The organism is Candidatus Kirkpatrickella diaphorinae, from assembly GCF_025736875.1.
GTDB lineage: Bacteria > Pseudomonadota > Alphaproteobacteria > Acetobacterales > Acetobacteraceae > Sorlinia > Sorlinia diaphorinae.
Window position 1 is genome coordinate 334124 of the sequence record NZ_CP107052.1, and the last position, 20877, is coordinate 355000.

Consider the following 20877-nt stretch of genomic DNA (forward strand, 5'->3'; position numbering starts at 1 on the left):
AAGTTATAGGACGCTCGACTCGTAATCGCGTGGATGAGGCCGATAATCCCGAAGTTTTTGAAGCGCTTATGCCTGTCCTGGCAGGTTGTGCTCATGACGGGGTTATCGTCCCGATACCGGTTCTGAGACAATTCGATGACTGGATCGCGTGAGGGTGGCTTGTTCTGACAGGTCAACTCTAGACGCATCAGGTCGTGGCAAACGATCAATCAGGAGGAAAGGCCCATGAATGCCCTTTCTTTCACGCGATGGACTGCATATCGAGCGATCGACGCAACAGCAATCGAACTTCCCTTCAAGTTCGGATGGGATGCCATCTCGTCGATTTTTTTTCCGCGTCTGGCAAGAGCGCTGCGCCGCTCTGACAAGCAACGGAAATATGGCAACGTGCAGCCGGCGTGGCCCCCGAGTCGATAATCGCGCTCATATGCCCGTAGCCGGAACGTCCTTCCGGACGGGAATCCCCATTTAATTGAAAAAATCTGGTTGTGCGCTTTTGCATTCCCTGCCGTCTCGCGGTGGGGTGTGGCCCTGTGCGCGCGGCCTTCATGGTGAATAAATCATGCAAGTGCTCGTCAATAAAATGTCGCGCATCATGCAGCAATATGGTGTTTTCCTCATTGCTGGATGCGTCATCTCTCCATCATTTTCCGAAGCGAAAACGAAAGAGGACTCCACCAAAACCCCGATTTCAACCGCGTCCGACAGGAAGCCGCGTGCGACACCGCGCGGCAAAAGCGCCGGGAAGAGCGCCAGCTACGAGTCGCGCAAGGATGAGGCGATCAATGTCAGCGCCGGCCGTTACCTGTTAAAGGATCCCAATCGACGTCTCATGACGCCGAAAGATTGGAAGCTCGTCATGCCCGGCTCCAATCCCCTCTATATGTTGCAATATACGGAGGGCGCTTCCCTCTCCGGCACGGATCCATTCGGCGTGGATATGACGACGGCGGGGCTTTATCTGCGCGGTTTCCATATGAATGAACTCGGCGTGACGTATGAGGGCATCCCGCTCAATGACATTGGTTGGGGTGGTCTGACCGGCACGAACGTCCTTAAAATCGGCATTGCACAGGATCTGGGCGGTATTTCCGTATCCACGGGGTCTGGCAGTGTGAGCACGTTTTCCGCATCCGATAATGGCGGAGACCTGCATTACTTCGTGCGTAACCCAAAGGACAAAGCGGGTGCCTCAATCTGGCAGTCTTACGGGAGCAACCAGACGATCCAGACGACGATTTCGGCGGATACCGGTCAGATCGGCCATCATGGCCCGAAAATGCTTGTCGGTTTTCAGCGTAACTATAGCCAGAAATATATGGCTTATGGTGATCAACAGGCGCTGCGCGGCCACTTCAAGGCGGTTCAGGACGTTTCCTGGGGTGATTTTACCGCATATTTTTCCGGCTCGACCGCCAAAGTGACGGAATATAATGATCAATCCTTCCAGATCAACGATCAGCTTGGCTGGCGGGCTGATTATTTCGCGCCGAACTACGCGTACGCCTATAATATCTCCCTGCCGGAAAATGCGACGAAGGATTGTGGTAACGGATTTTCATGCAAGGAGCTGGCAGGGCTTGTCTCTTATAATAGCGGGCATTCCTCACAGGATCTCGTCGGCTCCCTGGCGCATGATTTCCGTATTTCCAAAATTCTTTCGGGTCGCGCTTCGTTTTACATGACGCATAGTGACACGCATGAGGTGCTGACAGATTCGGGCACGCCATCTCTCACCGGCGCGCCTTTCTCCGAGCAGGTATGGCATCCACAAAATCAGCGTCTTGGCGGCACGCTGAGCCTGCGGGCCAAATTAGGGCATCACACCGTGTCCGGCGGCTTCTGGCAGGAACATACGGACTCACGAGCATTGACCTCCTGGTATAATGAGCCGCGCCTCGGTACCGGGGCACCTCTGAGTGTTTTCGGTAATTTCTCTCAATATGGCCCGGCTTTCCAGACGCAGGCCAATTCCCGATGGTCAACATGGGAGCGTCAGCTTTACCTTCAGGATGACATCACCCTTTCCCCCAATCTGCATGCGGGGGTTGGTTTCAAAACGCTGGAAACCTCCACATCGGGTGGCGGGCTTGAAGGGGATGCGCCGCGCGGCACGTTATCAACACGCAATTACTTCCTCCCGCATCTGTCAGCTTCCTGGCAGTGGCATAAAGGGCATGATGTCTTTGTCGATATCGCAAATAATGAATCCGGCTATCGCGTTTCCCCGCAAGGTCAGATCGGTTACAGCGCTTCCGCCTGGACCGCCGGTGATCAGGCAGCTTTCGACGCGGCAACGCGCAATATCAAGCCGGAGAATAACTGGAACTTCATTATTGGCGGCCATGATAATCTTGGTTGGGTGCGCCTCTCATGGGATGCTTATTATGACCTGATCTCCAACCGTCTGCTTTCGGTCGCTGACGATGATGGGGGGCTGAACAGCCTCACCAATACTGTGGCAGCGGTCCCGCATTCTCACATTATTGGCGGTGATGTCGCCATCAACCTGCCGATCACGCGTCGCTTCATGCTGCGCCAGACATTGGGTGTCAGTAAATTCACCTATGATAATGACCTCTTCGCGGATGGAGAGGTCTTCCCGATCAAAGGTTCCGCTCAGCCGGGATATCCGCCGATCACATTATCCACGATGCTGATTTATTCCCATAATGGCACGGAGGCTGGCGTGGGTTCGACTTTCTATAGCCGTCGGCCCTTTTCCTACCAGAACGATATGTATGCCTACGCTTACTGGATGACCAACCTCTATCTGCAGCACACATTCAAGCTCGGCGGGAAGATGCCGCCGGTTACGGCGCGGTTCGACGTCTATAATCTTCTGAACCGTAAGCTCATGGGAACGATTGGGACGAATGGCTTTCCGTTCAATCGGGATAAAGGTTACAGTTTTGGCACGATGCAGCGTCAGGCGCCGCGTCAGGCCATGTTCACATTGGGGGTGAGTTTCTGACATCCTCTTATTCTGATCCAATCTGCGTGCATGGCACCCCATCCCGTTTCCGAGACGGGATGGGGTTGTCATTTTCCGGGGCAGGAAATCAGCCCTCCTGACGGGTCACGTCTTGGACATGCCTGATGCAATGAGTCGCCGTCAGGGAGCGAGATTTGAACAGCACCACCATGCCTTCCCGACGCCTGAAAACGGTGCTCCCGTTTGACAGGCGGGTCGGATTTCGCCAAGACCCGTTGGGTATTTCGCGTTAGTAAGGGAGGTGGCTGCATGGTCGGCCAATGTGCTTTTGTCTTTCCGGGTCAGGGAAGTCAGTCTGTCGGCATGGGGCGTGCGCTTTATGAGGCTTTCCCCGCAGCAAAAGAGGTTTTTCAGGAAGTCGATGAAGCCTTGCAGCAGCGCCTCTCAACCTTGATGTTCGAAGGTGAACCGGATGAGCTGACCCGGACGGAAAACGCACAACCGGCCCTGATGGCGGTCTCAATCGCCGTCCTGCGGGTGCTGCAGAAGGAGGCGGGCTGGCAGTTGGCAGAGAAGGCGCGTGTCGTGGCCGGACACTCACTTGGTGAATATTCCGCGCTCGCCGCTGCCGGGTCAATCTCCCTGACGGATGTGGCGCGGCTGCTCAGGACGCGCGGACGCGCGATGCAGAAAGCCGTCCCCCCGGGTGAAGGCGCCATGGCGGCGTTGATTGGCGTCACAGCGGCGGAGGCCCTTGAGATCTGCGAGGAAGCCCGTCGACATGTTGACGCGTCCGGACACGCCATATTGGAAGTCGCCAATGATAATGGCGGTGGCCAGGTGGTGATTTCCGGCCATAAGGCGGCCATTGAGGCCTCTCTCAACTGCGCGAAAGAGCGCGGCGTCAAACGGGCCGTTATCCTCCCGGTTTCCGCGCCTTTCCATTGCTCACTGATGCAGTCGGCGGCCGATGTGATGGCTGACGCACTCGCGGAACAGGATTTCACAGCGCCGCATGTCCCGCTTATCGCCAATGTGACAGCCTCGGAAGTGACCGACCCCGCAATGATCAGGAAACTCCTGATTCAGCAGGTGACGGGTTCCGTCCGCTGGCGGGAAACTATCGAGAGCCTGCCGGAAAAAGACGTGTCCGTGGTTGTTGAAATCGGTGCGGGCAAGGTGCTGAGCGGGTTGACCAGACGCATCAATAGCGAGCTGACAGCCTGCAACGCGGCAACCCCGCAGGATATTGATGCGCTTCTGCGCGTCATATGACGGAGAAACACATGTTTGACCTTACAAACAAAATCGCCCTCGTCACAGGGGCGTCAGGCGGGCTCGGCGCCGCGATCGCCCGGGCGCTTGATCAGCAGGGTGCACGCATTGTGCTCTCCGGAACGCGCGTTCCGGCGCTGGAGGAGGTCGCGTCGACTTTGAAAAATCAACCCGTGATCTGCGCGGCCAATCTCGCCAACGCGGAAGAGGCAAATGCCCTCATTGGCAGGGCGGAGGCGGAAGCCGGGGCCCCGCTAGATATCCTCGTGAATAATGCGGGGCTGACGCGGGACGGGCTGATGATGCGCATGAAGGATGAGGATTGGCGGCAGGTCTTCACCGTTGATCTGGAGTCGCCTTTTCGGCTGTGTCGCGCGGCGGTGAAAAGCATGATTCGCCGCCGTACGGGTCGGATCATCAATATTGCCTCGATAGTGGGGATTTCCGGCAACGGCGGCCAGGCGAATTACGCGGCCGCCAAAGCCGGGATGATTGGCATGACAAAATCTTTGGCGCAGGAAATCGCAACACGCGGCGTGACCGTTAATGCCGTGGCGCCAGGTTTTATTGAAACGGCAATGACGGAGGTCCTGCCTGACAGCCAGCGGGAAAAACTCTTGAATGCCATCCCGATCGGCCGCATGGGCCATCCTGATGATGTGGCTTCTGCCTGCGTTTATCTGGCGTCGGATGAAGCGGGCTGGGTGACAGGCATGACATTGAGTGTGAATGGCGGTATGCTGATGCCGTGAAGGTGACTCACCCCACCCCTCGTGCCGGAAGCACTTGGCGGAGGGGTGCAAGATGTGCTAAGCGCCCGCTGCTTCATCCGGCGCGATGGACGCGTCAGTACGAGGTGGGCCTCATGGGGTCCGACGCCGCGAGGCCGGTCATCATGTCGGCCTTTGCACGTGGTGTAGACCCGGTGGACCCCACTTGGGACATTAGGTAGGTTTGTAACCGCCCGAGATCCGGGCACACAGAAAGCGGATAAACATGAGTGAAATCACCCGTAAGGTTCAGAAGATCGTCGTTGAACATCTCGGCGCTGAAGAAAGTAAAGTGACGCCGGAAGCGTCTTTTATCGATGACCTCGGTGCGGATAGTCTTGATACGGTTGAACTCGTCATGGCTTTTGAAGAGGAATTCGGCGTTGAAATCCCCGAGCAGGATGCCGAAAAAATCGCGACTGTGAAGGATGCGATCGACTTCATTGAAAAGAAGAGAGAGGACTGACTCTTCAGATAGGCATGACATGCCTTTCCTTCAAGCCTTTCCATTTTCCGCCTGGGCGAAAAGGGAAGGGCGCCGAGAAAGATGACACTGCGCGGCACCCAGAATTCTGTTGTCCTCTGGGCGTCGTCCAACGGAGATCCGTATCCCCATGATGGCGAAATCTTCCTCGACGGAGTCACGGCGTGTCGTGGTCACGGGCATCGGCCTTGTGACGCCGCTCGCTGTCGGCGTCGAGCATTCCTGGAAAAAGCTCATCGAGGGGCAATCCGGCATCCGACGCATCACATCGTTTGATCCCGGTGATCTCCCCGTCCTGATCGGTGGCGAAGTACCGTCCGGCCCCACGGAAGAGGGGGGGCTGACCCTGAGCGACTGGATTCCCCATAAAGACATCAAAAAGATGGACCGCTTCATCCATCTTGGTCTCGTGGCGGGGATTGAGGCTGTCCGTGATTCCGGCTGGATGCCCGAGGATGAAGAGGGGCAGTGCCGCACCGGCGTTATGGTCGGGTCCGGCATTGGTGGGTTACAGACGATTTCAGATGGCGCCTTGACTGTGCATGAGGGGCGGGGCCGTCGCCTGTCGCCTTTCTTCATCCCAAGCGCTCTGGTCAATTTGATTTCAGGCCATCTCTCCATTCGATTCGGTTTTAAAGGCCCTAACCATTCTGTCGTGACAGCCTGCGCGACAGGGACACATGCCATTGGTGATGCGGCGCGTATCATTGCACTGGGCGATGCGGATGTCATGGTGGCAGGTGGTGCCGAGGCGGCACTCTGCCCCCTTGGCCTGGCCGGTTTCTCGGCAGCGCGTGCTTTATCAACCGGTTTTAATGACAGGCCCGATGAGGCGTCACGTCCGTGGGACCGTGATCGTGACGGCTTCGTCATGGGTGAAGGCGCGGGTATCGTCGTGCTTGAGGAATATGAGCACGCCAAAAAACGCGGCGCCAAAATATATGGTGAGGTGCTCGGTTACGGCATGTCCGGTGATGCCTACCACATCACAGCCCCGGCGGAGGGGCATGCTGGTGCATTCCGCGCCATGCAGGCAGCGCTTGAGCGGGCGCAGATCCAACCGTCCGAAATTGATTACATCAATGCGCACGGGACATCGACCATGGCCGATGATCTCGAATTAGGGGCCGTTGAGAGATTCCTGGGTGACGCTTGCGGCAGGGTCGCCATGTCATCAACCAAATCGGCCGTTGGTCACCTCCTCGGTGCGGCAGGCTCAGTGGAGGCGATTTTCTCGCTTCTCGCCATGCGGGACAACACCGTGCCGCCGACACTTAATCTGCACCATCCACAAACGGAGAGCCGCATTGATCGCGTTCCGCTGGAGGCGCAGGCCCGCAAAGTCGATACTGTCCTGTCAAACAGCTTCGGTTTCGGTGGCACCAACGCGTGTCTGATCCTGCGCCGCGTCTGATACGCCGCTTTATCGCTGTCACGGTCATCCTCCTTCTGGTGGGTGGCGGTGCCTGGGGTTTTTTACAGGTCCGGCACATTTACCGGGCGCCCGGCCCCATGCCGGTCGCGGCAGATATCGTCATCCCGCGGGGCAATATGCAGATGACCGTCGCGACACTCCGCGCGGCGCATCTGATCCGTCCCGACCGAATGACGGCGTTTGTTTTCCGTCACATTGTCCAGCTCACGCATCATCAGGGCGCGCTGCATTCCGGGGAGTACTCCTTCCCGGCGGGCGCGTCCCTGCATCAGGTGATCGCGATTTTGCGTCACGGCAAGCCGGTGCAACATGTCATCACCGTGCCGGAAGGTCTCACCGCCGCGCAAATTCGTGATTTACTGGCGGCCGCGCCGGGTATGACGGGTGATGTGCCGGTTCTGGGGGAAGGGGAAATCCTGCCGCAAACCCTCTCTTACCGCTATGGGGATCAACGTCGCCAGATCGTCGCGCGCTATCGCATATTGATGCAGAATGCCCTCCAGAAAGCGTGGGAGACGCGTATCCCGGACCCCGCTTTGACGTCACCACGGGATCTCCTTATTCTCGCATCGATGGTGGAACGTGAAACGGGTCGTGAGGATGAGCGGGCACGTGTGGCGCGTGTTTTCCTTAATCGCCTGAATCGCGGCATGAGATTACAATCCGACCCGACCGTCATTTATGATGTTTCCCAGGGCGAGGGGGTTTTACCCCATCCGCTGACGCGTTCTGAGCTGGCGTTCAATGACGGCCATAACACTTATGCGCAGGACGGATTGCCTTCCGGGCCGATTTGCGCGCCCGGTTATGCGGCCATCATGGCCGTTGCCCATGCCCCGCAAGGTGATGATCTATATTTTGTGGCAAAAGGGGATGGGTCGCATGTCTTCTCGACAACCCTCAAGGCACATCTTGCGGAGGTCCGCCGTTACCGCCATCATCCGCCGCACCCGGCGAAAGGGACGGTCCCAGGGGAGTGACTTTACCGCCGCGCGGGAAGACTTTGGACCTGAATATCGTTTTTGTTTTTGCCGCGATAGGTTGCGCTGATTGTACCGAGATCATCCGTGCCAGCCGGGTTTTCCGCATCCGGATCAGAGGAAGAATGCTGACCTGCTTTTGCTGAAGACGCTTTCGCGTTGGAATATTGCATCAAGGCGCGACGGAGCGGATCGGCCCCCGAATTATTGACGCGCATACTGATCACGATGCTTTCCGGCCCGACAAGCTGCCCATAATAAGCACGGTTGGCGCTGCTGTCTGATGTCAGCTTTGTGCCGCCCAACGACGCACCGGCATAAAGGCCTGAAGATTTCTGCAGGGCGAGAATGTCCGTGTTGCGCGCACCCGCACTGCCACTCTGGATCCCGCTCCCAAGATTGGCAAAGGATGCTGACGCCCCGGCTTCAAACTTGAACTGACTATCGAGAAGGGCCTGCAAACCGCGATCCGACATGATGAAAAACATCATCTGGGAGCTTTCAACGCCAAGCTGAAAGCCGAAAGACGCATTACTGAGCGTGTAAAATGCCGGATCAGACCACGAGCCCTGCGCATCCCGTGCCAGCAGCACACACCCGCCGCCTGACCCGCCAAAGACGATCGACATGCGGAAGAGGGACGGGCAGATCATCACGGCGCGCGCACTTCGCAAATAGCGCCCCGCCCGCTCATGACCGGCTGATTCCACGAAGATGCTCTGCACAGCGAGGGCCGCGCGGTCAACAAGGAGTTGCTGCTTACTCGCCGCGTGGATTTTGCCGGGCAGGTTGATGGCGCATAGCGCGCCCATCGTGAATAAACAGGTCCTGAAAGTCATTCTTCGCATGTTAATCCCTGCTTCCTGAAAGATAAATCCGGACGTCATTTTCAGTCTGACAACATAAGGCTATTTTGCCGGGCGGCGCTATCCCCTTTCAGGAAGGTTCGGCAGATTTGAGCGGTATGTCGGTTGCGCGTTGAAGAGCTTCCGCCAGGCCCGGTGCCGCAGCCAAAAAGCGCGTCGGGCGCGTCGCCCCGCCTTCACCAAAAAAATCGGACGTCACGGCACCTGCCTCGGTCAAAAGAATAAGCGCGGCGGCGACATCCCACAGATTAATGGCGATCTCGAGGTAGGCATCCAGTCGCCCGCTGGCTACATCCGCCGCGGCCAGCGCGCCCGAGCCGGAGGAACGCGGCATGGCGCCCAACCTCAGAAATTGCGTCATGCGTCTGGCATATTCCTCAGTCGTGACAAAGGGGCTCCAGCCCATTTCAATCATGGCTGACTTGCCATCCGTCAAGGGTGAAGCCTTGAGGGGGCGGCCATTCATCCAGGCACCGACACCGATCTGCCCCAGATAAAACTCATCCAGAGCGGGTGCGAAAATAATGCCGCCAACCGGCCGCCCCTGTTGTAGCAGACCGAGAGACACGCACCATCTATCGCGCCCACGGGCGAAGTTGGATGTGCCGTCAATCGGGTCAACAACCCAGGTGAAATGACCTTCGCGTTGGCTGCCATCCTCCTCACCGATAAAGCCATCCCCCGGATAGAGTGCTTTGATGCGGGCTGAAATGAGCTTCTCGACCGCTTTATCCGCCTCCGTCACGTAATCCTGACGGCCTTTGAGGCTGGCGGCGGGGCCGCCGGGCGCGGGGCGCAAGGCCATCGCCAATGCCGCCGCATCTCTGACAATTGGTTGCGCGAAGGCGAGGCGCTGTGCAATAAATGGCGGTGATTCCGCATCTTGTACAAAATGATGTTCAGCCTGGCGGTTGATCGGTGCTTCTGACATGATATCGCCTGTTTCGGGTAAATGGAGACCGTCTTGATAGGGTCTTGCAATTGCCGTTCCATAGCAGTTAGGGCCGCAAAAGCCAAAGAGGCGTCACAATCGCGCCCGAAAATGTGACCTGATATTTCATTTTCCTGAAAGGATGACGAGTGACGCCAAAAAAGGGAGGTCCCCACCCGCAACCGACCGTGATGGATTGGGTCAGGCGAGAGAAGTCAGCCGCGAGCGCCTGTGCGGGCTTTATTTTATTCGCGATCTCGGTCACTTACTCACATGGGGATGAGTTGCTGCGCGTCGTCACGGAGGGCGCAAGTGCGTGCGCTTTCACATGCGCCATCATCCTTGAGAAGAAACCTATTGCGCGTGTACTTTACGCCTTGTTCCTGTTTGCGGCATTGTTGCTCATCATGCTTGACGTCAATATCTCGTCGCAATTATCGCAATTGCGATCTGAGGAAACTTTCGAGCCCTCCGCGGACTGATGGACGTTGCGGGCGCACGCAATGCGTGCCGGCGGCGACAGGGCTAAGCCCGTGAAGACATCCAGTCCTCAATACCCTGAAGGATGGCCTGGCCCTTGGCATTAAAAATCGCCGCGCCGAAACGCGTCAGCACACGCTCCCGCGCCTTCTGACCCATATCGTGCAGCGTCTCAGCGTGCAGCATCAATTGCGCCATCGCGTCGGCGAGGCGTTGCGCGTCCAGTTTCGGAATGATGATCCCCGTCTCTGATGTGACGGAATGCGGTATTTCGCCCGCTGGTGTGGCAATCACGGGCAGCCCGCTCAACATGGCCTCATGCGCGGCGAGGCAGAAACCTTCCCAAAGGGAGGGCTGCATATAAATATGAAGCCGTTTGAGGAATCGCTTCGTATCCTCCACATGGCCGAGTAAACGCACGGGCGCTTGCGAAACGAGGATTTCCGCTTCCAATTCTTCCCGCTCAATGCCCTCACCGGCAATCTCTACCTCGAAGGCCGGGATTTCCGGGTTTTTCTTCAGCAGGGCGGCGGCCTGAATAAGCGTTTTATAACCTTTGACGGGGTGCAGACGCCCCAATGTCCCGATGCGGATGGGTGTGCCTTCACGCCATTTCGCGCTGACGGGATGGCTCTCATCCGCGCGGAAAATCGGCCAGCATGTCAGGGATTTTTCTGGCAGGCCCAGCCTTCGACGCGCCATGTCATACACACATTGCGAATCGGCGATCCATAAATGCGTCCACCGCCGGATGCGGCGAAGCAGAAAGGCATTGGCGGGTTTGAGATGGGCGGAATGCTGCCAGTGCACGGTCGGGACATGGTGCTTTCTGGCCCATAATTGCCCGAGGAGCGTGGCTCGCGTCAGGGATGTCCAGACGAGGTCAGGTTGGTAAGCCGCCAATCGGCGTGCGAGCCAGTAATAAGCTGACAGGTGATCTTTCGTGCCGCCCTCACGGATTTCCAATCTGATCCCGGAGGCGGTGATATTGGGTGCTGCCAGGCGGTCGCGCGGGGTCAGGGCGAAAATTACGACCTCATGCCCCCTGGATTTCAGAACCTGCACAATATCCGGGACGGGGAAAGCAGCGCCGCCACCTTCAACCGAATTGATGAGATAAGCGATCTTCATGTTAATCTGTCATAGCGTCATAAGCGACGGGATGCGGGGCATTTGCGAGAATCTGTTCGACAAGGGCGAGGTCAGAAGGCTTATCGACATCCACCGCGGCCCGGCCATCATCAATGGAAATAAATTCGATCACGGCACCTGTCAGCCGGTGAATGTGCGCGGCGAGACGTTCCGTCGTCAGGCGGCGACGCAGAATATCCCAGATGACGGGCCAGCCAATACCCAGAGCCAGCCGCCAGGGCTTTTTGCGATTGCGCTCAATATTCTGCCAGAATTGGATGACCGCCTTCGCTTTGGGTGTGGCAGCGTAAAACATATTGCACCCCGAAAACTGCACGTCCGCCAACCGGATGAAGGTGCGCTTCGTATTTGGGACATCGCGCAAAATGGCCGCGCGCGTCGCGATGGCGATGGCGAAATCACAGTTGCTTGAGGCTTGCGCCATAAAGTCCCTGACCCATTCCGGTCGCAAAAGCGGGTGGTCGGCCGTCGTGATCAGTAGGGGCGTATCGTATATTTCCAGCGCGCGGGCGACACTGCCGCTCGGCCCATGACCCGTCTCAATTACGGGGATATCACCGACACAGGCGCGTAATGCTTCCGTCGGGGTGGCGCTGATGGCGAGGGCCGAAATCTCCGGGGTGGCGCGCAGGGCCGCGATGACCCAGTCAATCATCGGTCGGCCCATGATCGGCAGGAGGGCTTTCTGGTCGAGCTGCATGGCGCTCTCAAGCGCGTCTCGCCCGCCCCCGCGTGACCCGGCAAGGATAAGCGCCCTGGCGCTCATGCGGCGCGGTTTGTCGGGACTTCCCGTGCGGGGCGCGCGCCTTCAGGGCGCTGCCTTGGTGGTGCGCCCGTATGCTCCATCACCCAGGGATAACGCTGCGCTTCCTTGAGATCATATCCGAGATCAAAAGCGTGGCTGCTGCGCGCCCATTGACGTGCATCGGCGAAGAAACTGCCAAAGAGGCGGTCCGGCAGATAGTTGGTGATGCCGTAATTGCGTTTTTCATTGTGGAAATGATGCAGGACATGAAGCTGCTTAATGCGGTGCACCCAAGCGGATTTCGGTTTGTAGGCGAGATGCTGGATGCAATGGAAAAACTCATAAATGCATGTCACGACGACGCCGGTCGTAAGGGCTGAAAAACTGCCTTGCCACCCCGCAATCGCATAACCGACAGGCATGACGATGATGACGATTGTCGGCAGCGTCGTCGCGGGTGAGCCGAAAAGCACGTCGAGCAGGTGCGGGTCCTGATGGTGATCAAAATGCACGCGTTTCCACAATACCGCGGTGAAAGGGGTGCGATAAAGCCAGCGCGCATGCAGGATGCTGCGATGGATGAAATACCAGGCATAAGGGTAGATCGCGATCACGACGAGAGCGGGCACAATAAAGCCGAACATGCGATGGCTGAAAGAAATGGACGCAAAAGCGCCTGCCACAATAATGCCAAAATAAAGCAATATCGTGCGATGCGTCAGATATGCCATCCAGAGCTGCGGAAGGGACATTTTGCCCAGGTCGAAGCTTCGCCCCGTTTTAAGAGACACCTGCTCTTTACGGGCGCGCCAGAATGCGCGGAGAAAATTGTCGTTTCGAGCCATCAAGCGATACCTCATCCTGCCTCGAGTTTTAAGATCCACGCCCAGATAAGCAGTAAGGTGATCAGAGGCGTCGCGGTTAGCGAAAACAGGACCGGCAACGTGCCCGCATTCGCGAGGGCATCCATCAGACCTTGACCAATCATATACAGCACACCGCAGCCGAGAGCGGCGATCGGAAGCAAGCTTCGTGTACCCGTACGTGGGGGAATGTAGACGACTGGTAGCGCCAACAGGATCATAATGCAAAGTTTAATCGGCAATGATATGTAAGATAAGAGCGCAATTTTGTAAGAATTTGTCGATTGGCTGGTCGGGACAACACCCCTTATGGCGGCCATAAGTGCGGGAACGGAAAGGATTGGCGGTGTTTCGAGGAGGGTCATGATCTCCGACGGGGAAGGGAGATTGATAAAGTCATTTTGATGACCCGGATCGAGGGGAAGAAACTGATTCCCTTCCAATCGCCAACCTGAAATGCCTTCCGCCCGCCATTCCCGGTCCACATAGCGTGCCAACTTTGCGCGTCGTTCCTCGACGAGATGCGTATCCGGTGAGTGCTGGTATGACTCGACATCCAGCAGAACGCGGCCCCCTCCCTCCACCTTATCAACATGAGTGATGCGGCCGAAAGCCCGGAACCAGAGATTGGCCGTCCTGGCTTCAACCGCCGGCGTTGTGGCATTCCACCACGTTCCGTAGGCGCGCTCGGCCCGGGGGGTGACTTCGTGTTTGATCAGGAGAAGAGTCGCGCCCAGGATCAGCGCCGCTGGCACGATCAACCCATAGAGGCGCGGCGTTGACAGGCCGGCAGCGCGCAGACTAGCAATTTCACTATGCTGATTCATCTGCACAAGCAGGAAAATCGTGCCGAGAAGCAGCGATAAGGGCACGCTCTGCTCAAGCAGTACGGGAAATCTCAGGGCACAATAGTAAATGACGCCCGACAGGCCCTGATGTCGGCCAAGTATTGACGACATTTTCTCCAGAAGGCCCAGAACTTCCATCAATGAGATGAAAATCGCGCTGACGAGCGCCGTCCGTGCGAGGACTGCGCTGATAAAATGACGGTAAAGAACGGAGCCATGAAGGCTGAATATTGATGTCATCGCGTGATGGGCACCCCGTTCGGTATCTTGACCTTTTTGGGTCGGAGCCAGCCGCCTTGAGAGCGCGTGACGAAAAGCAGAATGCATATGGCGCAGAAAGTCAATTCAGGTATCCACACGCCGTAAAAACCCTGGACAGCACCGGTGGCGACGAGGCTCTGACCGAATTGCAGGAGGTGGTAAAACCCGACAAGCAGAATGGCGAGCAAAATCATCCCTGTTATGGGCCGTCGCCTTTTGACACCGATCGCCAGCGTGGCGGCAAGCGGCGCAATAAAGGGCATTGTCAGCGCTTGCGCAAGCCGGAAATCAAGCTCCGCGCGCAGATTGGAACGCGGGATCGAGTCAGGATCAGCGGAAGGGGAGATAATTTGATGGGAATGCTCCAACCGTCTGATCAATTCAAAAAGTGTCAGTTCCCGCGCATCCTTGCCGCGTGAGCGGAAGGAGTGCGCGGTCGGGTCATTGATGAAAAACCGGGCACTATGCTCGAAATGGGTTTTATGCAGATCCTGCAGATTGCCATGGCGCGCCGTAATGATATCGCCATCCCAGAGATCCAGCCGCGTTTCAGATCGTGAGGGCAGGGTCGTGATCAACCCTCTCCGCGCAGAGATAAGATGGAGCGTGTCGTTTGTTCCGTTGGCGCGGATGAAAACTTTCTCCAGCACAGAGCCATTGGCGCGTGTTTTCTCGGCGGTCAGCATGGCGCCATCCGTTGTCGTGGCAAACATGCGTGCCTGGAAACGCGGCGTCCAGGCCGCGTGCGCGGCTGAGTAAAAGCCGGAACGGAAATCATAGCGCGCCAGAGGCTGGATATAGCCATAAAGCAGGAGACTGCTGCCGCCGAGCACAATGCCGATCAGGACGTAAGTGTGCGATATGCGGGAGAGGGAGATGCCGCTCGCCATCAGGGCGTCGATCTCATTATGGTCGCTCATCCGGCGTATCGTGATGAAGATACTGACGCTGAACGCCGCCGGGATGGCGAGCCCCAGATAATGGGGCAGCAGGTCGGTCAATAAGGACAGGAATGTCGCCAGCGAGCTCCCCTCAGAAGCGAGATCATCCAGCAGAACGAGCAGCCGCTCAAGGAGCAGGGCCGTCATGACGGTCCCAAGGGAAATCAGGAAAGGCGGGATAAGCTGGCGGAGAAGATAGCGATCCAGCTCACGAAGGGGTCTCTTCCTCACTTGCTTTTTATCGGCAGTTTGAGATGGCGCGTAAAACCGTCTTCCATGACATGATTGTCAGCCAGAAGCCGTTGCGTGATATCAAGCGACCAGGAACCCTCTTTTTTAGAGATGTCGAGACGGTTCCACGACGCGCGGCGCCATGGCTTGGAAGAATGCATGGAGGTTGACGACACGCCGAGAAGAGGGATCTCCGTCTCCGGCACAGTTACAAGCGACTCGTTATGAGAGTGTCCATGCAGCACAAGTTCCGCCCCGCCCTGTTTGATGATTTCGGCAATCTTTCTCACGTCTTTGAGACGTTTCCCGGACTTGACCAGTCCGTATCCGGGAGGGTGATGGATCATGACAATACGGAATAAACCCCTCGTGGTTTCCAGAGCGTTGAGAAGCCGCTGCCCCTGAGCCTCTCCGACGCGGCCCCAGGCTTTGAAAGGCGGCGTCGGTATGGCGCTGTTGACCCCGATAATGGCCACGTCTCTGAATCGCGTGACATAGGGGAATTGTTGCGCCGACCCTTCCATCCAGGGTGACATGAGGTCCAGCCCGTGGCGGACATCTTCCCGGACGAGGATATCATGATTTCCCGGCACGAAATAACAGGGTGCGGGCAGGGCGCGCATCCATTTTTCAGCCTGCTCAAACTCACTTTTATGGCCAAGATTGGTGATGTCCCCAATATTGAGGATTCTGTCCGGTCGATGAAGCGCCATATCCGCCACGATCCGGGAAGAGATTTCCGTCAGATGTCGATATCGGCGCGACATTTTCCAGGAAAGGAGGCTTAAACAGCGTTTATTCAGAAGGTCCCGAAGCGGGAGCTTGCCGGGTGTCGGCAAATGCACGTCTGATATATGTGCAATCGTTGCTTTGTCACTGTCCTGGGCCATCACAAAGCCTCGGCTGCATGCGGAAATAACATAGCCTTCTTCAATGCTCTTCTGGTTCGATGTGGACAACTATGCTATGGCGCTCTGACACACTGCGCAAGGGCGCTTGCGCTGGCGCTGCTGAAACGTCATTTATCAATGATGAATGTAAAGATTTGGCTGATCGCGGTCATGAAATTGGATTAGATTTTCTGTGCCTCTTGCTCTTATAAACAACCCTCGCAGCCGAAAAAACCGTCGATGTCTGGACAGATTTACCAAAAGAGCGCGCCATTGCCTGGCTGATCGCTTTTTTGAGCCGCGGACGCAAGCTGAATTGCGCAGCGTCATCGAAAAATTACATCGCCAGAGCATCAGAACAATCGCCATTAGCGGGGGCGATGGCACGATCAGCGACGTGATGACAGCTTTATATCATGTTTATGGTGAGGATGATCTGCCTGAACTGGCAATATTCCCCTCCGGCAACTCCAATCTCATCGCCCGGGATGTCGGCTTCAAATCCCGCGGGCGGAGGGCTTTTGAGCGCCTCCTCCATGATCCGCAATCTCTCACGAAAGAGAAACGCGGCACGCTGCGGATCAATTGGACGGACCAGGGCGCGCAATTACGGATCGGCATGTTTCATGGCACGACCGGATTTACGCGCGCGATTGAAATCGCGCACTCACCCCATTTATTGAGGTTCGCACCCCATAATTTGGCCGTCGCCGCGACGTTGATCGCAACACTCTGGAAGCTTCTGCACCGCAAATATCGGAATATGTGGCTTGATGGCGATCGCCTGCGGCTTGAGTGCGATGGGGCTGTCAGAAGCGATGGGCCGAGTTTTCTCTTTATTTCCACGGCGCTGGATCGTCTGACGATGGGGATGTGGCCTTTCTGGGATGGTGACGCTGACCCGCGCCGGAACCCGACAGGGCTGCGCTTCCTTAATGTCAGTGGCCATCCTCAACATTTATGGCGTGCTGTCAGGTTGCTCGTCCGGGGGCGGTCACCGAATTGGTTGCGGCAGCATCCATCCTATCACAGTGATCGGGTTGATAGCTTGACCATGACATGCCCCAGCGACTTCATCCTTGATGGTGAAAAATTCAGTTCCGGCCCTTCACGCCAGGTGACGCTTTCAAACGGGCCGCAATTCCAGTTTCTGCATGACTGAAATGGACGCGCTCTCCCGCATCCTGTCTTCGACACTTATCGAGGCGGTTCCGCCGGAAGTATCCGCTTTCGCCGCGCAGATGCTGGGCGCATGCCGTCCTTTAGGCGTGCTGTTCTACGGTGCGGGCATGCGGTCCGACGATCTGGATGCGCTTCTCGACTTCTATGTCATTGTCGATGATATGGCTGATTGGGAATGGCGTAACTGCGTGATCCGTCTGGCCGGTCAATATCTGCCGCCCAATGTCGTCTATGTGCGTCAGACAATCGACGGGCGTCTCATGCGCGCGAAGGTCGCCGTGATGACGATCGATCAATTCACGCGCCGCGCCGGCCCGGCAAGTTATGACAGCTCCATCTGGTCACGTTTTACGCAACCAACGCGACTTGTCTGGGTGCGCGACACGGTCGCGGCGGATCAGATCCTCGTAGCTGTCAGGAAGGCGGTTCTGACCGCCGCGTGGTGGGCCGCGTGCCTTCTGCCCGGCCCGGCCCGACCCGCCGAGATCTGGCGCCACCTCTTTTCTGAAACCTATCGCAATGAATTGCGTCCGGAAAATGCGGGCCGCGCGGCGTCAATCATCGAAGGGCGCGCTGACTGGTTTGAGGCGATATTAGCGCAGAGCTGGTCGCAACTCGGCTTTCCTGTCCGGGAAAATGACGCGGGCGGGTGCTATATGGACATATCGCGGGTGCGGCTTTTAAAAGCACGGCGTCAATGGCGACAAATGCGGCGCCTCGGGCGGTGGTTGAATGCTGCACGCCTCATCAAAGCGGCCTTCACTTTTGAAAATGGCGCGCTTTATCTGGCGGATAAAATCCAGCGCCATAGCGGTCTGGCCATGCGCCTCTCACCTTTTGAGGCGCGTCACCCTCTCATCTGTCTGCCCTGCCTGTTATGGCGCGCGAGAAGCATCCTGCGGCGTTCCTGAATTTCCATTTTCACGAATGCCGCAGGGAAGATGCCGGGCGTGCGCGGCCCGTCAGGCCGTGAGAACGCCGAGATCCTGCGCGGCTTTCGCGAAGGCGGCGAGGGCAGTGTCAATCTGGGCCTGGCTGTGTGCGGCCATCACGGAGCAGCGAAGCAGAGGCCGGTCATCCGGCGTTGCGGGCGGCAGAGACAGATTGACATAAACCCCAAGCTCCAGAAGTCGATTCCAGAAACTTGCCGCTGTCGGGATGTCCGGCAAAGTGACAGCGACAACCGGGCTGACATGCTGGCTGACGGAGAGGCCGAGTTTTTTCAACCCCGCATGAAGCTGCCCGGCATTTTGCGTCGATTGCGTCCGCAAATGGGGTTGCGCCTGTAGGGCTTCGAGAGCGGCCCCTGAGGCAGCGATAATGTCAGGCGGCAGAGATGCCGTGAACATATAGGGCCGTGATGCCAGTCGGATCATCTCGACGCCGTCATGATTGGACACGCAATAGCCGCCAATCGTCCCGAGACTTTTAGAGAATGTGCCGACGACGAAGTCCACATCGTCCTCACAGCCATCCTGCTCAGCAACGCCGCGCCCGTTCTCACCCAGGACGCCGAAAGAATGTGCTTCATCGACGAGAAGCCAGGCGCCGTGCTTCTTCTTGACCTCAGCAAAAGCGCGCACCGGGGCGACGTTTCCGGTCATGGAATATACGCCCTCAATCACGATCAACTTGGCGCCCGGATGGTCCTTGACGCGGCTCAGCCTTTTATCAAGATCCGCCGGGTCATTATGTCGAAAGCGAATAACCTGCGCATTGCCGAGGCGGCTGCCATCATAAATACTGGCATGACTGTCCGCATCAATGAAAAGGATATCATCTTTGCCCGCGAGCGCGGAGATACATCCCAGATTGGCCTGATAACCGGTTGAGAAAATAATGCAGTGCCGACGTCTGAAAAATGCGGCCAGTTTCTCTTCAAGCTGGCGGTGCAACCCGTATGTGCCGTTGGCAATGCGTGAGCCCGTTGTGCCCACCCCCTCTTCCTGAAGGGTTTTGACGGCGGCGGCAATCGCTTCCGGGCATTGGCTGAGGCCGAGGTAATTATTCGTCCCGAAAAGGAGGGTCTCCCGCCCTTTAATCAAACCGATCGTGGCCGAGAGGGGGCGTTCGATCACCACGTCAAACGGGTTGCGCGGCGTGGCAGTCATTAATTGCGATGCGGCGCGGGACAGGCCTTCAAATTTCGCAAAGATGTCCGTCATTGCGGCGTACCGGCCTTGATTTTATTGAGGCAGATCGCGAGGTCCCGGATCGTCCTGATATCCGCCAACTGGTCGAGAGGGAGGGAAACATCAAGGCGGTCTTCAATTTCCATCACGAAATTCATGACAGCGAGGCTGTCAAAAGCAAGATCCTCGACAATCTTGCTTTCAGGGGAAATGTCTCGGGGGACATTCGGCTTGGCGAGAAGCTGCTCGATAATCAGCTGTTCCGTCGCCGCGATCTTGTCAGTCATTATTTTGTCTCCATTGCGCTTCAGGCTACGTCGTATCCGAGGATCGAGGCAATCTGCTAAGCGTGACCAACTCTCGATCCTTGATGTCGGCTGCGCGTCAACCCAAGCCTTTTAGTGATGTGACGGCATGGCGCGCAGATTTGACGTGTCCGTAAAGCGCGACAGAACCGGGTTCAATGTCAGGCTGCGGAACTCTCCTCTTGCGCAAACTGTCCCGCCAGATACATGGCTTTTGCCTTCGCGCGGGTTAATTTGCCTGACGATGTTTGTGGCAGGGTATGCGGCGGCACCAGGACGACCTCCACGTCAACACCGTGACGACGGCGGATGACGCTTGCAATATTGTCTTTCATCTCCGCACGCGCCTCGGCGGAGGTGAGACGGCATTGCACGAGGGCAAAAATTGTCTCGCCCTTCTCCGCCTCGATTGAGAAAACGGCAACATCCCGAGAGCGCACCCCTGTGATGGCGGTTTCAACCGACCACTCAATATCCTGTGGCCAAATATTGCGCCCATTGATCACCATCAGGTCTTTCGCCCGTCCGGTGATGACAACCTGACCATTCAGCATGTAGCCGAGGTCACCTGTATCAAGCCAACCATCGGGGGACAGGACGGCATGAGTCTCCTTCTCCCGACCGAAATAACCGGTCATCATGCTTGGACCCCTGACAAAAATCGTCCCGATGGCGCGGTCCGGCAAGGTTTTGCCTTCACTATCCCAGGCTTCAATATGGTGGCCCGGCAATGCATGGCCGCAAACGACAAATGTCCGCCTGGGTGATTCTGAATTATTGACACCGCGCGCGAACTGCTCAGTCTCAAGATGTTTCAGATCAATCGTGTCGGTAAGAATACCATGTTCAAGCGGCGCGAAGCTGATGGCCAGGGTGGTTTCCGCCATACCGTAACTGGCGACGAAAGCCCGGCTGTCAAAACCATGGACTTTGTAATTTTCAGCGAAATCACTGAGGATATGCGGCCTGATCATATCGCCGCCAATCCCGGCAACGCGCCAGCTTGACAGGTCGAGGCCTGACGGCGGCGGACGGCGGGCGCAAAGCTCATACCCGAAGGACGGGCTATAGGCGATTGTCCCGCGATTACGGGAGATGAGGTCAAGCCAGACCTGAGGACGACGCGCAAATTCCCGCGTGGGGAGGAGGTCTGTCGTCAATTGGCAGCTCA

Annotated in this window: 20 protein-coding genes (1 of these 20 running past the window's edge); 9 read left to right on the forward strand and 11 right to left on the reverse strand. The window is 57.1% G+C overall.

From position 1 onward, the window contains the following. Positions 1 to 562: 562 nt before the first annotated feature. The 6 genes from N5W20_RS01565 to mltG all read left to right on the forward strand — a co-directional run bounded on the left by N5W20_RS01565 (position 563) and on the right by mltG (position 7879). Complete coding sequence (locus N5W20_RS01565; protein ID WP_319807187.1) at positions 563 to 2974, forward strand: TonB-dependent receptor; 2412 nt, start codon at positions 563 to 565, stop codon at positions 2972 to 2974. Positions 2975 to 3244: 270 nt separating this feature from the next. Then, positions 3245 to 4210: an ACP S-malonyltransferase gene (gene fabD / locus N5W20_RS01570; protein WP_319807188.1), complete on the forward strand. Its 966-nt coding sequence runs from the start codon at positions 3245 to 3247 to the stop codon at positions 4208 to 4210. 11 nt (positions 4211 to 4221) lie between these two features. Further along, the gene (gene fabG, locus N5W20_RS01575; RefSeq protein ID WP_319807189.1) at positions 4222 to 4962 is read left to right on the forward strand and encodes a 3-oxoacyl-[acyl-carrier-protein] reductase; all 741 of its coding nucleotides are present in this window, start codon (positions 4222 to 4224) and stop codon (positions 4960 to 4962) included. A gap of 244 nt (positions 4963 to 5206) precedes the next feature. Beyond that, entirely contained in the window at positions 5207 to 5446 is a 240-nt protein-coding gene (locus N5W20_RS01580) for an acyl carrier protein (RefSeq protein ID WP_319807190.1), read from the forward strand. Between the two features lie 148 nt (positions 5447 to 5594). Further along, the gene (gene fabF / locus N5W20_RS01585; RefSeq protein WP_408869409.1) at positions 5595 to 6878 is read left to right on the forward strand and encodes a beta-ketoacyl-ACP synthase II; all 1284 of its coding nucleotides are present in this window, start codon (positions 5595 to 5597) and stop codon (positions 6876 to 6878) included. Then, positions 6854 to 7879, forward strand: a complete 1026-nt coding sequence (gene mltG / locus N5W20_RS01590) for an endolytic transglycosylase MltG (RefSeq protein ID WP_319807191.1) — start codon at positions 6854 to 6856, stop codon at positions 7877 to 7879. Before fabF ends, mltG begins: the two co-directional genes overlap by 25 nt. A gap of 2 nt (positions 7880 to 7881) precedes the next feature. Here the strand turns inward: mltG and N5W20_RS01595 are convergent, their stop codons facing one another. Both N5W20_RS01595 and N5W20_RS01600 read right to left on the reverse strand, forming a co-directional pair. Beyond that, positions 7882 to 8718 (reverse strand): lipid-binding SYLF domain-containing protein, encoded by an 837-nt coding sequence (locus tag N5W20_RS01595; protein ID WP_408869410.1) that lies wholly within the window; start codon positions 8716 to 8718, stop codon positions 7882 to 7884. A 97-nt stretch (positions 8719 to 8815) separates the two neighbouring features. Further along, on the reverse strand, positions 8816 to 9676 hold the full coding sequence (locus tag N5W20_RS01600) for an inositol monophosphatase family protein (RefSeq protein ID WP_319807192.1): 861 nt from the start codon (positions 9674 to 9676) through the stop codon (positions 8816 to 8818). Between the two features lie 149 nt (positions 9677 to 9825). Between N5W20_RS01600 and N5W20_RS01605 the strand changes: the two genes are divergently transcribed. After that, on the forward strand, positions 9826 to 10158 hold the full coding sequence (locus tag N5W20_RS01605) for a hypothetical protein (RefSeq protein ID WP_319807193.1): 333 nt from the start codon (positions 9826 to 9828) through the stop codon (positions 10156 to 10158). 43 nt (positions 10159 to 10201) lie between these two features. On the opposite strand, the gene N5W20_RS01610 is transcribed toward N5W20_RS01605, so the two are convergent. The 6 genes from N5W20_RS01610 to N5W20_RS01635 are packed head-to-tail and all read right to left on the reverse strand — an operon-like array spanning position 10202 to position 16087. Next, on the reverse strand, positions 10202 to 11287 hold the full coding sequence (locus N5W20_RS01610) for a glycosyltransferase (protein WP_319807194.1): 1086 nt from the start codon (positions 11285 to 11287) through the stop codon (positions 10202 to 10204). A 1-nt stretch (position 11288) separates the two neighbouring features. Beyond that, positions 11289 to 12074 (reverse strand): nucleotidyltransferase family protein, encoded by a 786-nt coding sequence (locus N5W20_RS01615; protein ID WP_319807195.1) that lies wholly within the window; start codon positions 12072 to 12074, stop codon positions 11289 to 11291. Next, entirely contained in the window at positions 12071 to 12898 is an 828-nt protein-coding gene (locus tag N5W20_RS01620) for a sterol desaturase family protein (protein ID WP_319807196.1), read from the reverse strand. The genes N5W20_RS01615 and N5W20_RS01620 overlap by 4 nt, the downstream gene beginning before the upstream one ends. Positions 12899 to 12909: 11 nt before the next feature. After that, complete coding sequence (locus tag N5W20_RS01625; protein WP_319807197.1) at positions 12910 to 14004, reverse strand: LptF/LptG family permease; 1095 nt, start codon at positions 14002 to 14004, stop codon at positions 12910 to 12912. Continuing rightward, positions 14001 to 15197 (reverse strand): LptF/LptG family permease, encoded by a 1197-nt coding sequence (locus N5W20_RS01630; RefSeq protein WP_319807198.1) that lies wholly within the window; start codon positions 15195 to 15197, stop codon positions 14001 to 14003. The genes N5W20_RS01625 and N5W20_RS01630 overlap by 4 nt, the downstream gene beginning before the upstream one ends. Beyond that, a complete protein-coding gene (locus N5W20_RS01635) occupies positions 15194 to 16087 on the reverse strand; it encodes a metallophosphoesterase family protein (protein ID WP_319807199.1) in 894 nt (297 codons plus the stop codon). The genes N5W20_RS01630 and N5W20_RS01635 overlap by 4 nt, the downstream gene beginning before the upstream one ends. A gap of 193 nt (positions 16088 to 16280) precedes the next feature. Between N5W20_RS01635 and N5W20_RS01640 the strand changes: the two genes are divergently transcribed. Next, on the forward strand, positions 16281 to 17249 hold the full coding sequence (locus N5W20_RS01640; RefSeq protein ID WP_319807200.1) for a diacylglycerol/lipid kinase family protein: 969 nt from the start codon (positions 16281 to 16283) through the stop codon (positions 17247 to 17249). Next, complete coding sequence (locus N5W20_RS01645; RefSeq protein WP_319807201.1) at positions 17242 to 18180, forward strand: hypothetical protein; 939 nt, start codon at positions 17242 to 17244, stop codon at positions 18178 to 18180. The genes N5W20_RS01640 and N5W20_RS01645 overlap by 8 nt, the downstream gene beginning before the upstream one ends. A gap of 51 nt (positions 18181 to 18231) precedes the next feature. Here N5W20_RS01645 and spt read toward each other — a convergent pair whose 3' ends face one another. From spt to N5W20_RS01660, 3 genes are all read right to left on the reverse strand, one after another. Next, positions 18232 to 19434 (reverse strand): serine palmitoyltransferase, encoded by a 1203-nt coding sequence (gene spt / locus N5W20_RS01650; protein ID WP_319807202.1) that lies wholly within the window; start codon positions 19432 to 19434, stop codon positions 18232 to 18234. After that, complete coding sequence (locus N5W20_RS01655; protein WP_319807203.1) at positions 19431 to 19688, reverse strand: acyl carrier protein; 258 nt, start codon at positions 19686 to 19688, stop codon at positions 19431 to 19433. Before N5W20_RS01655 ends, spt begins: the two co-directional genes overlap by 4 nt. Positions 19689 to 19867: 179 nt before the next feature. Further along, a protein-coding gene (locus N5W20_RS01660; RefSeq protein WP_319807204.1) for a fatty acyl-AMP ligase crosses the window boundary here: on the reverse strand, positions 19868 to 20877 show its 3' portion. Its footprint extends 760 nt past the window's final position; only the last 1010 of its 1770 coding nucleotides appear in the window; the start codon falls outside the window, past its right edge — the gene reads right to left on this strand; its stop codon occupies positions 19868 to 19870.